We start from the raw sequence: 23742 nt of genomic DNA on the forward strand, positions 1-23742 counted from the left end.
TTTGCAGTAAGTTTGTGCTAACACAGTTAGGTAATAATAATTAAAAATTTTTAATAAATATGAATCAACTTTAACTATTCAATTTTCAAAAATTAAAATTGCTGAAAATTTAATTCAAAAAAAGTTGAAATTTATTTAAAATTAAAAATGAAAGAATTATTAAAAAAATACGAAAACACGCAACCAGAAATTGTTTTTCATTGGAAAGATAAAGAAACAGAAGCAGAAGGTTGGACAGTAATAAACTCTTTAAGAGGTGGTGCTGCTGGAGGTGGTACAAGAATGAGAAAAGGCTTAGATATGAACGAAGTTTTGTCTTTAGCCAAAACAATGGAGGTAAAATTTACGGTTTCTGGCCCCGCAATAGGTGGTGCAAAATCGGGTATTAATTTCGATCCAAACGACCCTAGAAAAAGAGGTGTTTTAGAGCGTTGGTATAAGGCAGTTACTCCACTTTTAAAACATTATTACGGTACAGGAGGAGATTTAAATGTAGATGCTGATAAAGATGTAATTCCGATTACAGAGAGTTGCGGTGTTTGGCATCCGCAAGAAGGTATTTTTAACGGGCATTTTAAACCTACTGAAGCCGATAAAATAAATAGAATTGGGCAATTGCGTTTAGGCGTTATTAAGGTGATAGAAAATAAATGTTTTTCGCCAGACTTGTCTAGAAAGTACACAATTGCAGATATGTTAACCGGTTATGGAGTTGCAGAAGCTGTAAAACATTATTACAACATTTATGGTGGTAATATTGTAGGTAAAAGAGCAATTGTGCAAGGTTTTGGAAATGTAGGTTCTGCTGCAGCCTATTATTTAACACAATTAGGAGCAAAAATTGTCGGAATTATAGATAGAGATGGTGGTTTGATAAATGATAATGGTTTTACGTTAGAGGAAATGACTGACTTGTTTTTATCTAAGGATGGTAATAAGTTAAGCTCTAAAAACATGATTCCTTTTGATGAAATCAATCAGCAAATTTGGAGTTTACCTGCAGAAATATTTATTCCTGCAGCAGCCTCAAGATTGGTTTCTAAAGAACAAGTACAACAAATGATAGATACAGGTTTAGAAGTCATCTCTCCAGGAGCAAATGTGCCATTTGCAGATAAGGAGATATTTTTTGGCCCTATAATGGAATATACTGACAATCAAATAAGTTTATTGCCAGATTTTATTTCTAACTGTGGTATAGCAAGAGTTTTTGCGTATTTAATGGAGTCTAAAAAAGAATTGCCAATGCAAGACAAGGCAATTTTTGATGATACTTCTAATACCATAAAAAGAGCATTGCAAAAAACATTTAACAAAAGCGCATCAAAAACAAAAATTTGTTCAACAGCATTTGAACTCGCATTAAAACAATTAATATAAATTAAATTAAAAGTATGGAATCAATTATTATTATCGTATTTGTATTGGGGTATTTAGCCATTACATTAGAGCACAATTTAAAGTTAGACAAATTAATTCCGGCTTTAATAATGATGGCAGTTTGTTGGGCTTTAGTTGCATTAGGTATCGATAACTTTACAACTTGGTTCGATTCTGCAAATCATGGTTTAGTAGATGGTTTTGCGTCTATGGTTCATGATGATAAATTACATCTGGTAGAAGAAACCTTATTACATCATTTAGGTAAAACAGCTGAAATTTTAGTATTTCTTTTAGGAGCAATGACCATTGTAGAAATTATCGATTATTTTGATGGTTTTTCTACCATAAAAGGTTTTATAAAAACTAAAAAGAAAACAAAAATTTTATGGATTTTCTCTATTTTGGCTTTTATTTTATCAGCAATTATAGACAATTTAACTGCAACCATAGTGTTAATTTCTATTTTACAGAAAATTGTTAAAAATAGAGAGGAGAGAATTTGGTTTGCGGGTTTAATTATTATTGCAGCAAATGCAGGTGGAGCATGGTCTCCAATTGGAGATGTTACTACAACTATGTTGTGGATTGGAAATAAAGTAAGTTCAGGTATGTTGTTTGTTTATCTATTTATACCTTCATTACTTTGTATGGTAGTACCAAGTTTTATAGCAACATTTTTACCTGCTTTTAAGGGTGAAATAGACTTCGAAGAAGAGGTAGATAAACCCAAAAGTCCACATAGTGGAAGAATGTTGTATTTAGGTTTAGGGGCAATTGTTTTTGTACCAATTTTTAAAACAACTACGCATTTACCACCTTATGTAGGTATGATGTTATCTTTGGCAGTTGTAGCTACCTTTGCAGAAATTTATAGTAGCTCAAAATTCTCTATTTCTAATGTTGAAGGAGAGGAAGCAGATGAACATGCATCTAGTGCTCATCATAGTCCAGTTCATCATTCTTTATCGAAAATTGAAATGCCAAGTATTTTATTTTTCTTAGGGATTTTAATGGCCGTTGCAGCTTTAGAGTCTTTAGGTATATTATTTAATTTTGCAGATAGTCTAAAAGAAGGAATACCTTTAATTGGCTCAGAGTTGTCGGGTACTGGTGTTTCAGATTTAGTGGTAATTTTATTAGGTATTGGTTCTGCAGTAATAGATAATGTACCTCTTGTGGCAGCAAGTTTAGGTATGTTTTCTGAAGGATTAGACAATCCATTATGGCACTTTATCGCATTTTCTGCTGGTACAGGAGGCTCTATGTTAATTATTGGTTCTGCTGCAGGGGTAGTGGCAATGGGAATGGAAAAAATAGACTTTTTCTGGTACTTGAAAAAAATATCTTGGTTAGCCTTAATCGGTTTTTTAATTGGATCAATTTCATTTGTTGTGCTAAGAATGTTTCTTCATTAATAGAGAAAACGTACTAAAATAGTATTTTTTAGATGTAAACAATTTAAAAATAGAAACCTCGTTAGTAGTTTAGAACTTAAAATCATATAAATGTTATCACTTTATCAAGAAAATAAAGAATTGGTAGAAGATGTAGTTTCCGAAGAAAAAACACTTTCTATCTATAAATTAATTATGGATGGTGGTCTTGGTGGGCAAATAATTATAGCCATCCTTTTTGTGCTTTTAGCGGTTGCTATGTATATTTATTTCGAACGCTTTTTAGCTATAAAAGCAGCCTCTAAAGTAGATAAAAACTTTATGGAGCAAATTAGAGATTTCGTTTCTAATGGAAAATTACAATCTGCAGATGCACTTTGTAAAAGTAAAAACACTCCAACTGCACGTCTAATAGGTAAAGGAATATCAAGAATTGGAAAACCTTTAGAAGATATCAATACAGCTATAGAAACTGCAGGAAAGTTAGAGGTTTATCAATTAGAAAAAAATGTAAGTGTTTTAGCAACTATTGCAGGTGCAGCCCCAATGATTGGTTTCTTAGGAACCGTAATTGGAATGATTGTTGCCATACACGAAATAGCAAATGCAGGTGGGCAAATAGATATAAAAATGCTTTCAGATGGTTTGTACACAGCCATGACAACTACAGTTGCAGGTTTAATAGTAGGTATTATTGCTTACATAACTTACAATCATTTAGTGGTTAGAACAGATAAGGTTGTATATCAAATGGAGGCAAAATCTGTAGAGTTTTTAGATCTATTAAACGAACCAGTGTAAAATAAGTTCTTAAAGTTGTAAAGTTTATAAAATGACTTTTTAGCTTTCGTACATTTAACTTTCAAACTATTACTATGAATCTACGCGGAAGAAATAAAGTAGACCCTTCATTCAACATGTCTTCTATGACAGACATCGTTTTTTTGTTGCTCATATTTTTCATGCTAACATCTACCTTAGTTACAGTAAGTGCCATAGATGTTTTACTACCAAAAGCTGGCGGAAAAACAGAAAACAGCAAATCTGTAGCAGTAACCATTACCAATAAATCGCTATTTTATATTGATAAAACCAAAGTAAGTGCATCAAAACTAGAAAGCGAAATCTTAAAAAGTGTAGGTACAGACAAGCAAAAAACCATTGTAATTAGAGGCGATAAAGATGTACCCTACCAAAATGTAATGAAGGTAATAGACATTGCTAATAAAAATAAATTAAAAATGATTTTGGCAGTAAAAGGAAAATAATTTTTTGGGCGTTTTAACGGGCTTTTCACTGTATCTTTTTGCAGAAAAAGCAAAAAGGATGCCGTTTCAATCCCTAACGCTCACGCACTTTTAAAAAACTATTTTGCTTAAAATTCGTCTATAGAAAATCAAAAAATATAATTGAAAATATTAAACACCACATACAAAAGAAAATCTGCTGTAATAACTGCAATTATGCTGTTGTTGTTAATTTTTGGTATTTTAAATTACGGATTGACCTATTTAGATCCACCAGAAGAATACGGTGTAGCTATAAATTTTGGAGATTCTAATATGGGTAGTGGAGAACCTGTTGTAAGCTCAAAAAAAACGGCAGCTAAAGAAGTTCAGAAAAAAGAAGAGGTTTTAGAGGAGGTAAAAGAAATTCCTAAAGAAGCTATAAAAGAAGATCTAATTACAGACGATACATCAAAAGAAGTACCTGTTGTCGAAAAAGTAGCAGAAAAAAAGAAAGACCCTGTAAAAGAAATTGAAGAAAAAGAAGTAAAACCCGTTAAAAAGCTTAAGCCAAAACCATCGAAAGAAACACAAGATGCTTTAAACAAATTATTAAAAGGCAATTCTAACACAGGCAATCCAGCAGGAGAAGGAGAGGATGCAATTGAAGGGGTAAAAGGTAAAAAAGATGGAGACGCAACTTCTTCTAAGTACTATGGAAATACAGGTAGTGGTTCAAATGGTGATTATAATTTAGCAGGTAGAAAAGCATTGTCTAAACCCAAAGAGCAACCCGACTGTCAAGAAGAAGGTACAGTTGTTGTTAGAATTACAGTGAATAAAAATGGAGAAGTCATAAAAGCAGAACCTGGAGTAAAAGGTTCTACAAATACGGCTGCTTGTTTATTAAAACCAGCAAAAGAAGCTGCTTTAAAAACAAAATGGAATTCAGATAGTAATGCACCAGCTTTTCAAGTAGGAACTATTATTTATAAGTTTTCTCTCACAAAATAATGCTTATTTTTGTTGCTTCTGTTATTTCTGCTAAGCCAGAAATTTAATTCCACTATTATGACATACAAAGAAACACTAAATTGGATGTTTTCTCAGTTACCAATGTATCAAAGAGAAGGCAAAACAGCATTTAAAAAAGATGTATCTAATACAATCGCTTTTTCAAAAGAATTAGATTTTCCAGAAAAAAAGTTTAAGTCTATACACGTTGGTGGTACAAACGGGAAAGGCTCTACAAGTCATATGTTGGCTTCAATTTTACAAGAAGCTGGTTACAAAGTAGGTTTGTATACATCACCACATTTAAAAAACTTCACAGAACGTATTCGAATCAATGGTAAAGAAATACCTGAAAAGAAAGTAACTACTTTTATAAATAGGCACAAAGATTTTTTAGAAAAACAAAAGCTATCTTTTTTTGAAATGACAGTGGGTTTAGCGTTTGATTATTTTGCAAATGAACATGTAGATATTGCGGTTATAGAAGTCGGTTTAGGGGGTAGGTTAGACTCTACAAATATTATCAATCCAGAACTTTCTGTAATTACCAATATAGGGTTAGATCATACAGAAATGTTGGGCAATACATTGCCTAAAATTGCTTTTGAAAAAGCAGGAATTATAAAAAAGAACACCACTGTCGTAATTGGAGAGAGGCAGCAAGAAGTTCAAAAAGTATTTGCAACAAAAGCCCAAGAAACATTTTCAGAAATTTTTTATGCATCAGATGTATTTGAAACATATAAAACTGATTTGTTAGGAGATTATCAGCAAAAAAACAGCAAAACTGCAGCTGTTGCAATTGCACATTTACATGGTTTTAAAGTCTCTCAAGATCAAATTAAAAGAGGTTTGTTACATGTAGTAAAAAACACAAATCTAAAAGGTAGATGGCAAGTTCTACAAGAAAAACCAAAGGTTATTTGTGATACAGCTCATAATAAAGAGGGGGTACAAATTGTTTTTAAGCAACTTAAAAAAGAAAAATTTAAAAAACTTCATATCGTGTTAGGTGTGGTTTCAGATAAAAAAATGGAAGCTATTTTTCCTCTATTTCCTAAAGATGCGGTTTATTATTTTTGCAAACCCAATATTTCAAGAGGACTTTCAGAGGAGGTTTTGCAAGAAAAAGCCACACATTTTGGTTTGCAGGGTAAAAAATATTCTTCGGTAGAAAATGCGTATAAGAAAGCCTTATATAATGCAAATCAAGAAGATATCATTTACGTTGGTGGAAGCACCTTTGTTGCAGCAGAAATAATTTAAATAATTTTTCGTTTTTTATTTGGTAGATTAAAAATCCGTGTTATATTTGCATCCGCTTAGGGCGCGTAGCTCAGTTGGTTCAGAGCACTTGGTTTACACCCAAGGGGTCAGGGGTTCGAATCCCTTCGCGCCCACAACAAAAACCTTTACTTTTTTAGTAAAGGTTTTTTTACTTTTACAAGATTTGTTTTATCTCTATATTTTACATTCAGCTAAGCTTGATAAGTTTTATATTGGCTCTACTTCTAATTTAGAAGCAAGATTACAAAAACACTTGTCAAATCATAAAGGATATACGTCGAGAACAAAAGATTGGGAAATAATGTACTCAGAAAAATTTGAAAGTAAGATTGAAGCAGAAAAAAGAGAAAAACAAATTAAAAACTGGAAAAGTAAACAAATGATTATAAAGTTAATAGCTCAAAACAAGGTTTAGAGCATCCCGATTTCACATCGGGAGTGGTCAGGGGTTCCCGAAATAAATTCGGGATGCATCGAATCCCTTTTCCGAAGTTAATTCGGAACAGGCTGCGCCCACTTTATAAAAATCCTTCACTTTTGTGAAGGATTTTTTTGTTTTACTACCCATTTTGTTAGACTTTATTTCCTTAAATTTTGTAACTTCGCCAGTGATCAAAAGGGGCTAAAATTCTAATAATGAATATCGTTTTATCAGAAAAAAAAATACTTGTAACAGGAGGTGCTGGATTTATTGGTTCTAATTTATGTGAAGAATTGTTAGAAAAAAATAATCAAGTAGTCTGTTTAGATAATTTTTCTACAGGTAAAAGAGAAAATATAGCACCGTTTCTTAAGAATCCTAATTTTACTTTACTGGAAGGCGATATTAGAAATTTGAATGATTGTATCAACGCGACTAAAAATGTCGATTTTGTACTTCATCAAGCAGCTTTAGGCTCTGTGCCAAGATCTATAAAAGACCCAATTACATCCAATGATGTAAATGTTAGTGGTTTTTTAAATATGTTGGTAGCTTCTAGAGATAATGGTGTTAAGAGGTTTGTGTATGCTGCAAGTTCATCAACTTATGGAGACTCAGAAACACTGCCAAAAGTAGAAGGTAAAATAGGAAACCCTCTGTCTCCCTATGCCATAACAAAATATGTAAATGAGTTGTATGCATCTGTTTTTTCAAAAACATACGGATTAGAAACTATCGGTTTGCGATATTTTAATGTTTTCGGAAAAAGACAAGACCCTAATGGGGCATATGCAGCAGTAATCCCTAAGTTTATATCGCAATTTATAAATTTAGAATCCCCTGTTATTAATGGTGATGGTTCTTATTCTAGAGATTTTACGTTCATAGAAAATATCGTTCAAATTAATTTATTGAGTTTGGTTGCAGGTAAAAACGCCGTAAATAAAGTTTATAACGCTGCTTTTGGCAATAGAAATGCCTTAAATGATTTGGTAATTTATTTAAAAGATAATTTATCGGTTTTAAATCCTGAAATAGGTAATGTATCTATTATTTATGGAGATACTAGGGTTGGAGATATACCACATTCTCATGCAGATATTTCGAAAGCAAAAAAATATTTAAACTATAAACCAGAATTTTCATTACAAAAAGGCTTAGAAAAATCCATTAAATGGTATTGGGAAAATTTATAATATGAGTGATGTAAAAATAGCGGTTATTGGCCTAGGTTATGTAGGTTTGCCATTAGCAAGATTGTTTGCTACCAAGTATTGTGTGGTTGGGTTTGATGTAAATACGACAAGAGTTTTAGATTTAAATAAGGGTGTAGATAAAACCTTGGAGGTTTCTAAAGAAAACTTAGAGGCGGTTTTAAAAAGTAATAATGATAACCAAAATGGTCTTTATTGTACATCAGATTTAAAAGAAATCGCAGATTGTAACTATTACATTATTACAGTTCCTACACCCGTAGATAAAAACAATAGACCTGTTTTAACACCGTTAATTAAGGCTAGTGAAACTGCAGGAGGAGTTTTAAAAAAGAACGACATTGTCATTTATGAATCTACAGTATATCCAGGAGCAACAGAAGAAGATTGTGTGCCAATTTTAGAGTTAATATCTGGATTGAAATTCAATAAAGATTTTTATGTGGGATATTCACCAGAAAGAATTAATCCAGGTGATAAAAAACATACCGTAGATAAAATCTTAAAAGTAACCTCGGGTTCTAACAAAGAAACGGGGGTAAAAGTGGATGATTTGTATAAATCTGTAATTACTGCTGGTACACATTTAGCACCCACAATAAAAGTAGCAGAAGCCGCTAAAGTGATCGAGAATTCTCAAAGAGATATTAATATTGCTTTTGTTAATGAGTTGGCTAAGATTTTTAACCTAATGGATATTAATACACAAGATGTATTAGAAGCTGCTGGGACAAAATGGAATTTCTTACCCTTTAAACCAGGCTTGGTTGGTGGGCATTGTATTGGTGTAGATCCTTATTATTTAGCACAAAAAGCGCAGGAATATGGTTATCATCCAGAAATAATTTTAGCAGGAAGAAGAGTGAATGATAGTATGGGTAGGTATGTTGCTTCAGAAGTAGCAAAACTAATGATAAAAGAAGGTGTTGAGGTTAAAAATGCTGAGGTTCTAATCTTAGGAATCACTTTTAAAGAAAACTGTCCAGATGTTAGAAATACAAAAGTGGTAGATGTAGTAAATGAATTAATAGATTTTGGTACAAATGTTACCATTTATGATCCTTCAGCAGACCCAAAAGAAGTTGCTAAAGAATATAATTTAGAGGCTCAACAAACCCTCCCGAATAAAAAATTTGATGCCATTGTATTAACCGTTTCACATAGTGAATTTAAAGATTTGAATTTAAATCTCTTAAAGAAAGAAAAGGCTGTGGTGTATGATGTAAAAAACTTTTTCTCATCAGAGAAAGTTGAAAAATATTTATAAGAAATGAAAAATTTTGCACTAATAGGAGCGGCAGGTTATATAGCTCCAAGACATTTAAAAGCGATTAAAGATACCAACAACAATTTAATTGCTGCGTTAGATAAATTCGATTCTGTGGGGATGATGGACAGCTATTTTCCGAACGCAGACTTTTTTGTTGAATTTGAAAGATTTGATAGATACATAGAAAAAATTAAGAGAAATCATATTTCTTTAGATTATGTGAGTATTTGCACGCCAAACTATTTGCACGATTCTCACATAAGAATGGCTTTAAGAAGAGGTGCAGTTGCAATTTGTGAAAAACCAATTGTTTTAAACCCTTGGAATATAGATGCTTTAGCAGATATCGAAAAAGAGTCTCAAGGTAAAATAAACACCATTTTACAACTCAGATTGCATGAATCTATCCTCCAATTAAAGGAAAAAGTAGTTTTGCAAAACAAAAAAGAAAAGTACGATATAGATTTAACCTATATTACCTCAAGAGGTAAATGGTATGATATTTCTTGGAAAGGAGATGAAAGTAAGTCGGGTGGTATTGCAACAAATATAGGCGTTCATTTTTATGATATGCTTTCTTGGATTTTTGGAGATGTTCAAGAAAATCTTGTGCATTTAAGAGAAAAACATAAAGCCTCGGGCTATCTAGAGTTTGAAAACGCAAGAGTTCGATGGTTTTTGTCTATTGATGAAAATGATTTGCCAAACAATGTAAAAGAAAAGCAGCAAAGAACGTTTAGGTCGATTACCGTTGATGGAGAAGAGTTAGAGTTTAGCAAAGGTTTTACAGAACTGCATACAGAAAGTTATAAAAAAATATTAGCAGGGGAAGGTTACGGATTAGAGGAGGTTAAAAAATCTATAGAAATAGTTTACAATATTAGAAATAATAAAATTTTAAAAACAGGGGAAAAACACCCCTTTTTAATCTAAATTAAAAAAAAACTAAATTTGCATATTATGAGTGTAAAGAAAAAAGCCATCATTGTTTCTGGATATTTTAACCCAATTCACAAAGGCCATATAGAATATTTTAACAATGCGAAAGCCTTAGCAGACGAACTATTTGTAATTGTTAATAACGATTTACAAAGAGGTTTAAAAGGCTCTAAAGAGTTTCAAAAAGAAGAAGAGCGCTTGTTTATTGTAAAAAATATAAAAGCAGTAGATAAAGCTATTTTATCAATAGATAAAGATAGAACCGTTTGTAAATCCATAGCGTTAATTGCAAAAAACTATGGAGATCAGTATGCGTTAGGTTTTGCAAATGGAGGAGATCAAAATAACGACTCTATACCAGAAGCACCTATTTGTAAAGAATTAGGTATAGAATTAATAGATGGATTAGGAGACAAAGTTCAATCTTCTTCTTGGTTGCTGAACAAACGATGATCGATTACCGTTTACCGTCCATCGTTTATCGATCATCGACCAACCAAAATCGAACAACGACCATCGACCAACGAAAATCGAACAACGAATAAAGAAAACGAATAAAAAAACAAACATGAAAATTGGAATAACATTTAGCGCTTTTGATTTACTTCATGCAGGACATATCAAAATGTTAGAAGAGGCAAAAAGACAATGTGACTATTTAATTTGTGGTCTGCAAACAGATCCAACTTTAGACAGGCCCGATAAAAACAGACCTGTACAATCTGTAGTGGAAAGATATATACAGTTAAAAGGCTGCAAATATGTAGATGAGATTGTGCCTTATGCAACAGAACAAGATTTGGAAGATGTATTGCGCTCTTTTAAAATAGATGTAAGAGTTATTGGCGATGAATACGCAAGTAAGCAATTTACAGGGAGACATTATTGTGAAGAAAAAGGTATAGAATTATACTTTAATAAAAGAGAACACCGATTTTCGAGTACTGTTTTAAGAAAAGAAGTACAGGAAAAAGAAAATTTAAAAAGAAAAGATAAGTAGGAGAAACGTTTATCGTTTCTCGATGTTCGTTTTTCGATGTTCATTTCTCGTTTCCTGAAATACGAAACACCAACAGGGAAATATAAACAACAATGTAAGCCTTGGCTTAAAAATAGATAAATAATTATGAATATAGCGGTTATTGGTGCTGGCTATGTAGGTTTAGTATCTGGTACCTGTTTTGCAGAAATGGGTAACAAGGTTACTTGTGTTGATGTTGATCAATATAAAATTGAAAAATTAAAACAAGGTATTGTACCTATTTTCGAACCTGGTTTAGAGCAAATGGTTTCGAAAAATATAAAAAATAAGAACCTTTTTTTTACAACAAATTTAGGTGTTGCCATTGCTGATTCACAAATCGTTTTTATTGCTGTAGGTACCCCTATGGGTGATGATGGTTCTGCAGATTTGCAATATGTGTTAGCGGTTGCTAAATCTATTGGAGAAACCATGCAAAAAAGACTCATTATTGTAGATAAGTCTACCGTACCTATTGGTACTGCAGATAAGGTAAAAGCTACTATCCAGGATGAATTAGATAAAAGAAATGTTAGTTTAGAATTTGATGTGGTATCCAATCCAGAATTTTTAAAAGAAGGATCCGCTATCGATGATTTTATGAAACCAGATCGCGTAGTAATTGGGGCAGATTCAGACGATGCTTTTGAGTTTATGAAACAATTGTATTCCCCTTTTTTTAGAACACATGACCGTTTTATAACCATGGATATTCGCTCAGCAGAAATGACAAAATATGCTGCCAACACTATGTTAGCAACAAAAATTTCATTTATGAATGAAATCGCAAATATTTGTGAAAAAGTTGGAGCAGATGTGAATAAAGTACGAATCGGTATTGGTTCTGATAAAAGAATTGGGTATAGTTTTATTTATCCAGGAGCTGGGTATGGAGGATCTTGTTTTCCGAAAGATGTAAAAGCACTGAAAAAAATAGCAGAAGAGCATGGGTATAATGCAAATTTAATTACTTCTGTAGAAAATGTAAATGATGCACAAAAATTAGTAATTGCAAATAAAGTGATTGCAAGGTTTGGAGAGAATTTAAAGGGGAAAACATTTGGTTTGTGGGGTTTAGCCTTTAAGCCAGGTACCGATGATATGCGTGAAGCACCCTCTATTTACGTAGTGAAAGAGTTGGTAAAAAGAGGTGCGAAAATAAAAGCCTACGATCCAAAAGCTATCGAAGAAGCAAAAGAATTTTATTTAAAAGGAATTAAAGAGGTTAGTTACTATAGTTCTAAATATGAGGTATTAAAAGATTCGGAAGCATTGATTTTATTAACAGAATGGAAAGAATTTAGATCTCCAGATTTTGAAGAAATAAAAACCCAATTGAAAATGCCTGTTATTTTTGATGGTAGAAATCAATACAATGCATTTAACCTAGAGACAAAAGGCTTTGAGTATTTTCAAATAGGTAAATAAAAAACAATCATCGATGATCGTTTATCGTCTATCGTTTATCGAATAACGAACAACGACCAACGACCATCGAACAACGACCATCGAACAACGAATATCGTTTATCGTCCATCGTTTATCGATCATCGAACAACGAACAACGAATATCGTTTATCGTTCATCGTTTATCGATCATCGAACAACGACCATCGAACAACGAACAACGAACAACGACCAACGAAAATCGAATAACAATAAAAAAATGGAATGTAAACTTGAAGTATGGAAATTATCACACCAGTTAGCGCTGGATGTATATCAAGTCTCAAAAAGTTTTCCTTCTTCAGAAAAATTTGGGTTAACCAATCAACTAAGAAGAAGTGCTAGTAGCGTGCCAACAAATATTATAGAAGGGCAAGGTAGGCAGTATAAAAAAGAGTTTGTGCAATTTTTGTATATCGCAAAAGGGTCTTTGGAAGAAGCAAATTATCAGTTGTTTTTGGCAAAAGATTTAAATTATATTTCTAATGAAAAATATAAAGAATTATCGGAAATTTGTATAAGAATAAAAATGATGTTGTATAAATTAATCAAATCATTGAAGTAAATAACGAATATCGTTTAACGTTTATCGATCATCGAGCAACGAAAATCGACCATCGAATAACGAACAACGAATAACGAACAACGAATAACGAATAACGAAAATCGACCATCGAACAACGAATAACGACCATCTAACAACAAAACACGAAACACAAACAACGTGAATAAAAATACAAAAATATACATTGCAGGTCATAAAGGTATGGTGGGTTCTGCAGTATGTAGAGCATTAGTATCAAAAGGGTATTCTAATTTAATTGGAAAAACTAGTGTAGAATTGGATCTCAGAAATCAACAAGCAGTTACTGAATTTTATAAAAAAGAACAACCTGAAGTAGTCATCGACGCTGCAGCAAAAGTTGGAGGTATTTTAGCAAATAATGATTATCCCTATCAATTTTTGATGGAGAATATGCAGATTCAAAATAATTTGATAGATGGTGCTTACAAAGCAGGCATTGAGAAATTTATTTTTCTAGGAAGTTCCTGTATTTATCCGAAGTTTGCACCACAACCTTTAAAAGAAGAATACCTACTAACGGATTCTTTAGAACCTACGAATGAATGGTATGCCATTGCAAAAATTACGGGAGTAAAAGCTTGTCAAGCAATTCGTAAACAATACAACAAAGACTTCGTGAGTTTAATGCCAACCAACTTATATGGTTCTTTTGATAATTTTGATTTGCAGTCCTCGCATGTGTTGCCAGCGATGCTGCGTAAATTTCATGAAGCAAAACTCAATAATCATTCAGATGTAACGTTATGGGGTAGTGGTAAACCCATGCGAGAGTTTTTGTATGTAGATGACATGGCAGAAGCGGTAGTGTATGCCTTAGAAAACAATTTACCAGAATATTTGTATAATATAGGTACAGGAGAGGATATTACCATTAAAGAACTGGCAGCAACCATTCAAAGAGTCATTGGGCACCAAGGGAAAATTCTTTGGGATGCCGGTAAACCGGATGGTACGCCAAGAAAATTAATGGATGTTTCTAAAATGGCAGCAATTGGATGGGAGTATTCAACAGCGTTAGAAGATGGTATACAAAAAACCTATGAATGGTTTTTAGAAAATATAGAAAATATTAAAGAAGTGAAGTTATCGTAGACTTTGTTGAACACTTGGACTTTGACGTAGACGAAGACTTTGACGTAAACGATGACTTGGACGTAAACGATGACTTTGACGTAGACGATGACTTTGACGTAGACGATGACTTTGACGTAGACGATGACTTTGACGAAAACAATTACCTAAATAAAGAATTTGAGAGATTTTAGAAAATATGATATTTGGAAAGATAGTATGGAGCTTGTTGATTCCGTTTATACGTTTGTAGAAGTTTTTCCTACTACTGAAAAATATGGACTGCGTTCTCAAATAACACGATCTGCAGTTTCAATTCCTTCTAATATTGCAGAAGGAGCATCTAGAAATTCAGAAAAGGATTTTGCAAGGTTTTTAGAAATAGCATTAGGGTCAGCTTTTGAATTAGAAACACAATTAATCATAGCTGAAAGAAGAAATTACATGTTAAAATCTCATTTAGAGGAAAGTGTTTTAAAGCTAAATAGTTTACAGAAAAGGCTGTATGCATTAAGAAGAAAAATTATAAATTAAAAGACTATGACTATGACTATGACTATGACTTAGACGTAGATTAAGACCGGTAAAGGTCTAAGTCAAAGTCACAGTTAAAATCTAAGTCAAAGTCAAGGTCTAAGTCAAGCTTAAGTTTAACGTCAAGGTTAAACAAAGTTTAGGACAACATTATAAAAAAAACATGAAAGTAGCATTAATTACAGGAATAACAGGGCAAGATGGTTCTTATTTAGCAGAACTATTATTAGAAAAAGGCTATATGGTGCATGGTATTAAAAGAAGATCATCCCTTTTTAATACAGATCGAATTGATCATTTATATCAAGATCCTCATGACCCTAATCAACGGCTAAAATTGCATTATGGTGATTTGACAGATTCTATGAATTTGACAAGAATCATTCAAGAGTGCCAACCCGATGAAATTTATAATTTAGGGGCCATGTCTCATGTAAAAGTGTCTTTTGATATGCCAGAATACGTTGGACAAGTAGATGGTTTAGGGACTTTACGAATATTAGAAGCCGTTCGTATTTTAGGATTAGAAAAGAAAACAAGAATTTATCAAGCTTCTACTTCTGAACTATTTGGAGGAATGCCAGAGAATAAAAATGACAAAGGGTTTTATGATGAAAATTCACCATTATATCCACGTTCTCCTTACGGTGTTGCTAAAATTTATGGGTTCTGGATTACGAAGAATTATCGTGAAGCCTATAACATGTTTGCATGTAACGGAATTTTATTTAATCACGAATCTCCAAGAAGAGGTGAAACGTTTGTAACAAGAAAAATTACTAGAGCCGTAGCAAAAATTGCACTTGGGTTACAAGACAAATTCTATTTAGGGAATTTAGACGCTAAAAGAGACTGGGGACATGCTAAGGATTATGTGCGTATGATGTGGATGATTTTACAGGCAGAAGAACCAGAAGATTGGGTAATCGCTACCGGAGTTACCACTACCGTTCGTGATTTTGTGCGTATGGCTTTTGGTGAAGTTGGGATAGCACTCGAATTTAAAGGAGAAGGTGTTCACGAGACCGCTGTTGTAAAAAGCATCAACCAAGAGAGATATCAACAAGCAACATCCATCGACTATCGTTTATCGACCATCGATGATCGAACAGCGTCTAACGATCTACGAAAAACGGCCAACGAAAAACGAAAAGCGGTCAACGAAAAACAACCCACTATAGGGCAAGAAGTCCTTTCTGTTGATCCTGCTTACTTTCGTCCAACAGAAGTAGATTTATTATTAGGAGATCCTACAAAAGCAAAAGAAAAGTTAGGTTGGGTACCAGAACATGATTTAGCCTCTTTGGTAAAAGACATGATGGAGAGCGATGTGAAGTTGATGCAAAAAGATGTTGACTTGCTAAAAGCGGGGCATGAGATTTTGAAGCAAGTCGAGTAGCATCATAAATACAAATAATTTATAAAAAATTGAAATGAAGCAACACTTAAAAATAAGCAACCTTATATGAGTACGGTAGCTGCTAAACATTGGTTTGTTGTGTATACCAAACCCAGAAATGAGTTAAAAGTCCTCGAAAGACTTTTAGGGATCGGGATTGTTGCGTATACCCCTTTTAAAACCGAGTTGAGAAAGTGGTCTGATAGAAAGAAAAAAGTGAAAGTACCCTTATTGCCCTCTATGGTTTTAGTCTATTTAGAAGAAAAAGAAACTGCTAAGGTATTCGAAATACCTGGGGTGGTACGTTACCTATTTGAAAACGGCCAGCGTGCTATTGTAAGTGCGCAAGAAGTTGAGGCAATGAAAGCCTATCAAGCCGATGTTTATGTTGATAAAGCAAAACAAATAGCGCCAGGAGATACCCTTGAAGTGCCTACCCTTTTACAAACTGGCGAGGTATTACAGATACAAGGTAAAACTTGTATTGCCCGCTTACAAAAGCTAGGGGCAATTGTGCGTTTTAAAATCTCTTAAACCCTTACTTAAAAAGAGATTACTTTTTTTTAAAAAAAATAGTTAATTACAAAAAAACGAGTACTTTTGTTACTCGTTAAAAAAAATATGCTAAATCATCTTATTTCTTCTAAAACTCGTATTCGCTTATTGGTGAGGTTTTTTATTGATGCAAGTAGGCGAGGACATTTAAGAGGTTTGGCAACAGAGTTAGACGAAAACACCAATGCCATTCGTAAAGAGCTAAATAACTTAACGGGAGCGGGTTACCTTATCAAAGAGCGTGCAGGGAATAAGGTGGAATATCGAACCAATATTTCGCATTCTTTTTTTAATACGCTACAACAATTGGTAAACAAGTATGTAGGCGTTGATCAAATTATATTACAGGTTTTGGAAAAAATGGGAGCCGTAATGCGTATTTTTCTAATGGGAAGCTATGCAAAAGGTATTGAATCTGACACGATTTCGATTGTTGTGGAAGGCCCTAATTTGAATGAAGAGTACCTAAATTTCTTGTCAAAAAAGTTGACCAAGGAATTGAATAAAACCGTTCTTATTACCACAACTGTTTTGTTTGAAGAGCAAGGCTTGTTGGTATTTGAACGTTGATAGCCCTTTTTGGGGTGTTTTTGTATGCTTACTGCGTTTCACAGGTGTGTGACTCGTGCGGCGAAGCCGTTGAAAAAATAAAGATGACCATAGAAAAAATGGTGTTTTTACCATAAAATAAATAAGCTGACTACCGGTGGTAGTCAAAAATAAATAAATTATGAAAGTAGGAATCACCTTTTCAACCTTTGATTTGTTGCCTTTATGATATGTTAACATTATTTTTGTTTTATGTTGGTGATTTTAAAGGCAAAAAAGCTTAAATATTTTACATTGTTGCCACAGAAAAGATAACTACAGCTAAAGAGTTTATAACAATGAGTTTTGCAGAAGTTTATTTAGAAATAGGGTTTAAAAGAGAGTGACTAAATGGATAGATTACTGTTTGAATATACAATAATCCGAAGTTGAAAAGAGAAATAGTAAAAGAAATTCTTCCTTCAGGCCCTACTTATTTTGGCTAACTGAAGTTAATCTTTGACCTTGTTCATGATAAGATGAATTTGTAACATTGAATTACTTTGAATAATAAATAGCTAAAAAAAACTAAAAAATTAATCATTTATATGTGTGGAATAACAGGAATATATTCTAATAAAATAATTACTAATTTAGAAAAAAGAATAGTTTCTATGAATGACTCTATCATTCATAGAGGTCCAGATGCTGGTGATTTTTTTATCGATAATAAATTAGCTTTTGGTCATAGAAGATTATCTATTATAGATACTAGTGTACATGCTAATCAACCAATGCATTCTAAATCAAACGTATGGCATATGGTTTTTAACGGGGAAATTTACAATTTTAAAGAAATTAAAGAAGAGTTAAGCTATTCTTTTTTAACTTCCTCAGATTCAGAAGTAATAATAGCGGCTGTTGAAGAAAAAGGTTTTGATTGGTTTATTGATAAAGCAAACGGTATGTTTGCTATAGCTTTGTATAATTCTCTTTCAAAGGAGTTATATTTAGTAAGAGATAGGTTAGGGATAAAGCCTTTATATTATTATCGAGATAAAGATAAAATTGTGTTTTCATCTGAAATAAAAGCAATATTATCAAGTGGTTTAGTTGCTGCAAAATTTAATGAATTAGCTGTAGATGAATATCTTGGGAATAGATATGTAAGAGCTCCATATACTTTTTTTGAGAATATTTATCAATTAGAAGCAGGAGCATATTTAAAAATAGACTATTCTATGGATTTAATTCAACAGAAATATTGGGAAATACCTCAAAATTTTAACACAGATCAATCATTTAATGAAGAAGAATTAAAGCAAGAATTTGAAAAAGAATTGATAAAATCTATTAAATATAGATTAATATCCGATGTGCCTCTAGGGACCTATCTCAGTGGAGGTGTTGACTCTAGCCTTATAACAGCAATAACAGCCAAAAGTAAAAAAGAACCAATTAATACCTATACTATAGGATTTCCTGAGCTTAATGAGTTTGAATACTCAAAAATTATTGCAGAACAATACGGTACAATACATCATGAAATAATGATGACAAAGAAAGATTATGTTGATAATTGGGAAAGGTTAATAGGATTCAAAGATGCGCCTCTTGGTGTTCCTAATGAAATACCTTTAGCAGTTATGTCAAAAAAGTTAAAAGAAAAAATCACTGTTGTTTTATCTGGAGAAGGTGCTGATGAGTTGATGGGTGGATATGGAAGAATATTTAGAGCTCCTTTTGATTATAAAAATGAAGATACTAATTTAACTTTTTATGAATATTTAATCAATGATTATGAGTATGTATCAAGAGAAATGCGGGATAATTTTTTAACTACCTCTATAGAATATAGAAAAGAATTTGATAAGAAAATAGTTAAAGATTTTTATAATAAATCTAATGAAGAGAATGTGTTTAGATTTTTTCATAAATTCCATGTAAAAGGACTTCTACAGAGAGTTGATATGACTACAATGCAAACATCAGTCGAAGCTCGTGTGCCATTTTTAGATCATAAATTAATTGAGTTTGTTTACACTAAAATACCATATAACTTAAAATTAAAATGGAAATCTAAGAAAGAAGAAATAAAAGCTATGAAAATTAAATCATCTGAATATAGTGAGACATCAGATACACCTAAATACCTGTTAAGAGAAGTTGCTTATAACCATATTCCAAAATCTATTGTAGATAGAAAGAAAGTTGGATTTCCAGTACCATTAACAAAATGGTTTAATAATCTTGAAGAAATGGCAAAGGAGCTATTAACCAATGTATTCTGGTTAAAAGAGGGAACTTTAAATAACTTATTAGAGAAAAGTAAGAAAGAGCCTAGAGCAGGTCAAGTGTTATGGATGTTTATTAATATAGAAATTTTTAGAAAACAATACTTCTTTAAAGATTGGGAGTGGTAAAAAATATTTAAGATATGTATAAAAGAGGAGATGAAAAAATAATAATGGGTTATACCTCAGGTGTTTATGATTTATTTCATGTTGGTCATTTAAATTTATTAAAAAACGCAAAAGGTTTGTGTGATAAATTAATCGTGGGTGTTACTAGTGATGAACTTGTTTCTTACAAGAATAAAAAAGCTGTAATACCACATAATGAAAGAATGGAGATTGTAAGAAATATTAGATATGTTGATGCGGTAGTACCGCAAAATGACATGGATAAATTTAAAATGTGGGAAAGATTAAAGTTTGATGTTATGTTTGTTGGAGATGACTGGTTTGAAACTGAAAAATGGAAAGATTTAGATCTAAAATTTAGATCTGTTGGGGTAAAAATCATCTACTTTCCGTATACTAAAGGAGTTTCTTCAACTACTATAAATAAAACATTAAAAGATTTAAGAGGATAATTTACTTTTTAAATTAAAAAAAGAAATCATAACTTTTAGTTACACTGTGAAATAATACCGTCTTAAAATATAAAATGAATTTAGTGAAAGAAATTTTTAAAAGTAATTTATTCAAAAACATTTCCTATCTATTTGTTTTGCAGTTATTCAGTTATGCGTTACCTTTAGTTTTAATACCTTTTTTAACCAACACCTATGGAATATATAATTATGGTAAAATTGTAGTAGCACAAGCTATGATGTTTTACTTTATGACTTTTATCGATTATGGAATACATTTGTATGCTCCTAATATGATAGCTCAAATTTATCAGGATAGAGAAAAACTTTCAGAATTATCTTTTTCAATAATACTTTTAAAAGTAATTTTTTGTGTTTTAGGCTTTTTCCTTTTAATAATTATCTTAAAATTTCCATATTTTAGGGAAGATTACAATCTTTATTTAATATCCTATGTTTATGTTGTCGGGTTTTCTATCAACCCAATTTGGTTTTTTCAAGGAATTGAAAAGATGCAATACATCACTATTTTAGGGGTTTTAGTAAAAGGAATAACTTTTTTACTAACCATTTACTTTGTTAAAACTAGCTCTGAAATTACTTTATATCCATTAATAAATGGTTTTGTTACATTATTTTTTTCAATTATAGCTCTTTTTATAATTTTCAGAAAGTTTATTGATTTTCGTTTAAGAAATATTTTAGGTACTACAAAAAAAATAATTAAAGATTGTGCACCTTTTTTTATTTCTAGATTATCAGTTACCCTATATACAAATTCAAATACATTTATATTAGGAATTACTGTTGGACCAATATTAGCTGGTTATTTTAATATTGCGGAGAGAATCTACACCGTTTTATTACAATTATATCAACCATTTATTCAAAGTTTATATCCCTATATATCTAGAACTAAAAAAATAGATAAATTTAAATTTATTTCTAAATGGTTAATATTATTAAATTTAATAATGATTCTATTTATTTTGTTTTTCGGAAAAAATATAATGCATTATTTTTTTGATTATGAGTTAGTTGATAATAGTTTTAGTGTTTTACAAATTTTATTTATATCACTATTTATAACACTCCCCTCAGTTCTTATTGGTTATCCTCTTTTAGGTGGATTTGGATATTCAAAGTATGCAAATAGAAGTGTTGTATTTGCTGCCTTGTTTCATTTGATTAGCCTTTATTTATTATGGCTGTTTAATCAAATAAGTCCATCTATGGTAGCCACTGTACTTATTTTTACACAGATAATAGATTTATTATATAGAATTTATGGTTTAAAAAAGATTGCTTTATTAAAATTGTTATGGAAGTAATTAAATACATTTTAACTAATTTATATAGTTTGCTTTACAAACTAGTATTTAAAAATAAGACTTTAATAATCTTAGGTAATCCATATGGTAATGTCACAGGGCATATAAAGTGTTGTTATTATTTATTAAAATCAGAAAATTTAAAAGAAGTATTTATTGTCAAAGAACGTGTAACAAATAAAAATGAACTTAGAAAGGTTTCATTTAGAACTTTTATTTTGTTACTCAAAGCAAAGTCTATTATATACACACATAATCCAACAGATATATTTCCCTTCATACCTAAAGGAGTTAAAAAAATAAATATTTGGCATGGCATGCCTATCAAACCTATAGGCTATAATTCTAAAATAGAACAAATTTGGATTAAAAACAAAATAAAAAACAAATTATCGCCATATCTTAAAAACGATTTATTAATAGTTAATTCATTTTATTGGGTCAACTTTTTTAGTGATTCGTGGAGGTTTCCTAAAAATCGAATTTTACCCTTAGGATCATTAGTTTCTGCATATTTAAATAAATACCATGATGAAATAATTAGTGAATTATCTAAAAGATTTTCTAATAAAAGGAATCACATAATTTTTGCACCAACATTTAGGAATGATGGAAGTGATTATGAATATATTAATAAAACACTACAATTTTTTTCTAAATTAACACAATATGATTTTATAGTAAAACTCCATCCTAATACAAATTTCACTTTTAATGAAAATTATGTGAATATTATTTTTCCAAATAATATCGATTTGTTTGATTTGTTTCTAATTAGCGATTTATTAATAACAGATTATTCGTCTATTTTTTATGAATACTTAAATGTCAAACCTAATTGTATTTTATTTCAAACAGATAAAAAAGAATATGAAAAAATAAACGGAAAACTAAATCCTGTAAATGAGAGTCTAAAAATATATTATGCTCAAAATATTATAGAATTAAATGATAATATTTTGTTATTAATGGCTGAATTAGATAAAAAAAAGCAACAGGATTTTGTAAAGTTTGATGTTGATAAATTTATAAAGAATATAGATTTGTGATTAGAAAAATTAGATTATTTGATCTGTTGAATCCCATTATATCATTTAACATTAGTTACTTGATTTTTATAAGTGGAGCACCTCTTGTATTTTTAATTTTAGGTATAAACTTACACTATAAAGAAGACACTTATCTATATATATATAGTTACCCTTTTTTCTGCACGATTGCATTTATTTTTTTTCAGTTTTTTTTAAGAAAAAGAAAAATTAAATTAAATAAAATAAAAAGTTTAAATAATAAAAATTTTAAATATTTTATGAATTTTAGTGCTGGGATTTTGGGCTTTTATTATTTATTTTACCAAGCAGATAGTATTCCATTATTAAGTGATAATGCTGAAACACTCAGGGTAGAATTTTCAAAAGGTAAAGGAACAAAAATACTTTTATTTACAGCATTAATCTACTATGGTAGTATTAATTATTTTATTAATAACGGACTAAACTTAAAGTCATTTATTCTTATTTTATTAGGAACAAGTACCATTTTATTTTTAGGCTTTAGATCACCAGCATTTTATTATTTGTTAGCCTGTTTTTTGGGTTATAGCTCAAATAATAGAAAATACCTTACTAAAGGAGCAATCAACTATAAATTAATTCTAATTTTAGCTATTTTATTACCTATTGCTTCTTTAATTGGTCTTTATAGGGCTGGCTTCTCGCCAAGTTCGTCTTTAGAATTATTTATCAATATGAAACACTTGTTTCTGGTGAATTCAAATAATTTTAATTTGATAGTTGAAGGTTACAGAGAAACAGATTTCCAATACGGGGCATCGTTTATAAATGATTTTTTAGTGGGTATACCAGGATCGAATAATGAATTTTCAGGTGTAAAATTAAAGAAATATCTTGGAATTGATTTTATTGGCCAAACTATGACAGTAACGCTTCCTGGAGAAGGATTCATAAATTTAGGTGGTTTAGGGGTTATATTGCATAGTATTATACTAGGATTTATTATTTCATTTTTAAATGAACTATTTAGAATAAAAAATAATACTAGTAATAGATTTTACCTAGTAATATTAAATATTTTTTGTTTAAGAATTGTCACAGGAGGCATAATGCCAATTTTAATTTTTGTTGTTATTCCAATAATGATTATTAAAGCAATTAACTCTCTAAGTTTTAAACATAATAATTATTCTATTTCAACACCAAATCAACCTAATACTTTAAACTAAAAATTT

The 23742-nt window shown here is 31.0% G+C and carries 24 protein-coding genes and 1 tRNA gene; all 25 read left to right on the plus strand.

The features are described 5' to 3' along the window. The first annotated feature begins 147 nt into the window (after nucleotides 1–147). The 25 genes from Q0662_RS07160 (at nucleotide 148) to Q0662_RS07280 (ending at nucleotide 23736) form a co-directional block, all read left to right on the plus strand. Complete coding sequence (locus Q0662_RS07160; protein ID WP_298948292.1) at nucleotides 148–1380, plus strand: Glu/Leu/Phe/Val dehydrogenase dimerization domain-containing protein; 1233 nt, start codon at nucleotides 148–150, stop codon at nucleotides 1378–1380. A gap of 14 nt (nucleotides 1381–1394) precedes the next feature. Beyond that, the gene (gene nhaD, locus Q0662_RS07165) at nucleotides 1395–2798 is read left to right on the plus strand and encodes a sodium:proton antiporter NhaD (protein ID WP_298948293.1); all 1404 of its coding nucleotides are present in this window, start codon (nucleotides 1395–1397) and stop codon (nucleotides 2796–2798) included. A 90-nt stretch (nucleotides 2799–2888) separates the two neighbouring features. After that, a complete protein-coding gene (locus tag Q0662_RS07170; RefSeq protein ID WP_298948294.1) occupies nucleotides 2889–3578 on the plus strand; it encodes a MotA/TolQ/ExbB proton channel family protein in 690 nt (229 codons plus the stop codon). 74 nt (nucleotides 3579–3652) lie between these two features. Beyond that, the gene (locus tag Q0662_RS07175) at nucleotides 3653–4045 is read left to right on the plus strand and encodes a biopolymer transporter ExbD (protein ID WP_298948295.1); all 393 of its coding nucleotides are present in this window, start codon (nucleotides 3653–3655) and stop codon (nucleotides 4043–4045) included. Between the two features lie 141 nt (nucleotides 4046–4186). Then, complete coding sequence (locus Q0662_RS07180; RefSeq protein WP_298948296.1) at nucleotides 4187–5017, plus strand: energy transducer TonB; 831 nt, start codon at nucleotides 4187–4189, stop codon at nucleotides 5015–5017. 57 nt (nucleotides 5018–5074) lie between these two features. Beyond that, complete coding sequence (locus tag Q0662_RS07185) at nucleotides 5075–6283, plus strand: folylpolyglutamate synthase/dihydrofolate synthase family protein (RefSeq protein ID WP_298948297.1); 1209 nt, start codon at nucleotides 5075–5077, stop codon at nucleotides 6281–6283. A 59-nt stretch (nucleotides 6284–6342) separates the two neighbouring features. Further along, a tRNA-Val gene (locus tag Q0662_RS07190) sits at nucleotides 6343–6417 on the plus strand. A gap of 50 nt (nucleotides 6418–6467) precedes the next feature. Continuing rightward, on the plus strand, nucleotides 6468–6719 hold the full coding sequence (locus tag Q0662_RS07195; protein ID WP_298948298.1) for a GIY-YIG nuclease family protein: 252 nt from the start codon (nucleotides 6468–6470) through the stop codon (nucleotides 6717–6719). 221 nt (nucleotides 6720–6940) lie between these two features. Then, nucleotides 6941–7921 carry an SDR family oxidoreductase gene (locus Q0662_RS07200; protein WP_298948299.1) on the plus strand — a complete coding sequence of 327 codons (981 nt, stop codon included), beginning with the start codon at nucleotides 6941–6943 and terminating at the stop codon, nucleotides 7919–7921. Between the two features lies 1 nt (nucleotide 7922). Beyond that, nucleotides 7923–9206, plus strand: coding sequence for a nucleotide sugar dehydrogenase (locus Q0662_RS07205; protein WP_298948300.1), 1284 nt, complete (start codon nucleotides 7923–7925; stop codon nucleotides 9204–9206). A 3-nt stretch (nucleotides 9207–9209) separates the two neighbouring features. Then, complete coding sequence (locus Q0662_RS07210) at nucleotides 9210–10142, plus strand: Gfo/Idh/MocA family protein (RefSeq protein ID WP_298948301.1); 933 nt, start codon at nucleotides 9210–9212, stop codon at nucleotides 10140–10142. A 27-nt stretch (nucleotides 10143–10169) separates the two neighbouring features. Beyond that, the gene (locus Q0662_RS07215; RefSeq protein ID WP_298948302.1) at nucleotides 10170–10601 is read left to right on the plus strand and encodes an adenylyltransferase/cytidyltransferase family protein; all 432 of its coding nucleotides are present in this window, start codon (nucleotides 10170–10172) and stop codon (nucleotides 10599–10601) included. 115 nt (nucleotides 10602–10716) lie between these two features. Then, a complete protein-coding gene (locus tag Q0662_RS07220; RefSeq protein ID WP_298948303.1) occupies nucleotides 10717–11148 on the plus strand; it encodes an adenylyltransferase/cytidyltransferase family protein in 432 nt (143 codons plus the stop codon). Between the two features lie 126 nt (nucleotides 11149–11274). Next, the gene (locus tag Q0662_RS07225) at nucleotides 11275–12597 is read left to right on the plus strand and encodes a UDP-glucose/GDP-mannose dehydrogenase family protein (protein ID WP_298948304.1); all 1323 of its coding nucleotides are present in this window, start codon (nucleotides 11275–11277) and stop codon (nucleotides 12595–12597) included. Between the two features lie 238 nt (nucleotides 12598–12835). Continuing rightward, nucleotides 12836–13180, plus strand: a complete 345-nt coding sequence (locus Q0662_RS07230; protein ID WP_298948306.1) for a four helix bundle protein — start codon at nucleotides 12836–12838, stop codon at nucleotides 13178–13180. 159 nt (nucleotides 13181–13339) lie between these two features. Then, complete coding sequence (locus tag Q0662_RS07235; protein ID WP_298948307.1) at nucleotides 13340–14293, plus strand: GDP-L-fucose synthase; 954 nt, start codon at nucleotides 13340–13342, stop codon at nucleotides 14291–14293. Nucleotides 14294–14452: 159 nt separating this feature from the next. Continuing rightward, nucleotides 14453–14806 (plus strand): four helix bundle protein, encoded by a 354-nt coding sequence (locus Q0662_RS07240; RefSeq protein WP_298948308.1) that lies wholly within the window; start codon nucleotides 14453–14455, stop codon nucleotides 14804–14806. A gap of 163 nt (nucleotides 14807–14969) precedes the next feature. Further along, the gene (gmd, locus tag Q0662_RS07245) at nucleotides 14970–16205 is read left to right on the plus strand and encodes a GDP-mannose 4,6-dehydratase (protein WP_298948309.1); all 1236 of its coding nucleotides are present in this window, start codon (nucleotides 14970–14972) and stop codon (nucleotides 16203–16205) included. 66 nt (nucleotides 16206–16271) lie between these two features. Continuing rightward, nucleotides 16272–16739 carry a transcription termination/antitermination NusG family protein gene (locus Q0662_RS07250; RefSeq protein WP_298948310.1) on the plus strand — a complete coding sequence of 156 codons (468 nt, stop codon included), beginning with the start codon at nucleotides 16272–16274 and terminating at the stop codon, nucleotides 16737–16739. An 87-nt stretch (nucleotides 16740–16826) separates the two neighbouring features. Then, complete coding sequence (locus tag Q0662_RS07255) at nucleotides 16827–17330, plus strand: ArsR family transcriptional regulator (protein WP_298948311.1); 504 nt, start codon at nucleotides 16827–16829, stop codon at nucleotides 17328–17330. Between the two features lie 566 nt (nucleotides 17331–17896). Continuing rightward, nucleotides 17897–19711, plus strand: coding sequence for an asparagine synthase (glutamine-hydrolyzing) (gene asnB / locus Q0662_RS07260; RefSeq protein ID WP_298948312.1), 1815 nt, complete (start codon nucleotides 17897–17899; stop codon nucleotides 19709–19711). Nucleotides 19712–19725: 14 nt separating this feature from the next. Next, nucleotides 19726–20163, plus strand: a complete 438-nt coding sequence (locus tag Q0662_RS07265) for an adenylyltransferase/cytidyltransferase family protein (RefSeq protein ID WP_298948313.1) — start codon at nucleotides 19726–19728, stop codon at nucleotides 20161–20163. Nucleotides 20164–20237: 74 nt separating this feature from the next. Next, nucleotides 20238–21494 carry an oligosaccharide flippase family protein gene (locus tag Q0662_RS07270; RefSeq protein WP_298948314.1) on the plus strand — a complete coding sequence of 419 codons (1257 nt, stop codon included), beginning with the start codon at nucleotides 20238–20240 and terminating at the stop codon, nucleotides 21492–21494. Next, complete coding sequence (locus Q0662_RS07275) at nucleotides 21485–22543, plus strand: CDP-glycerol glycerophosphotransferase family protein (RefSeq protein WP_298948315.1); 1059 nt, start codon at nucleotides 21485–21487, stop codon at nucleotides 22541–22543. The genes Q0662_RS07270 and Q0662_RS07275 overlap by 10 nt, the downstream gene beginning before the upstream one ends. Then, entirely contained in the window at nucleotides 22540–23736 is a 1197-nt protein-coding gene (locus Q0662_RS07280; protein ID WP_298948316.1) for an O-antigen polymerase, read from the plus strand. Before Q0662_RS07275 ends, Q0662_RS07280 begins: the two co-directional genes overlap by 4 nt. Nucleotides 23737–23742 lie beyond the last annotated feature (6 nt).

Origin of the sequence: uncultured Polaribacter sp. (genome assembly GCF_947503855.1) — a bacterium.
Classification (GTDB): Bacteria; Bacteroidota; Bacteroidia; order Flavobacteriales; family Flavobacteriaceae; genus Polaribacter.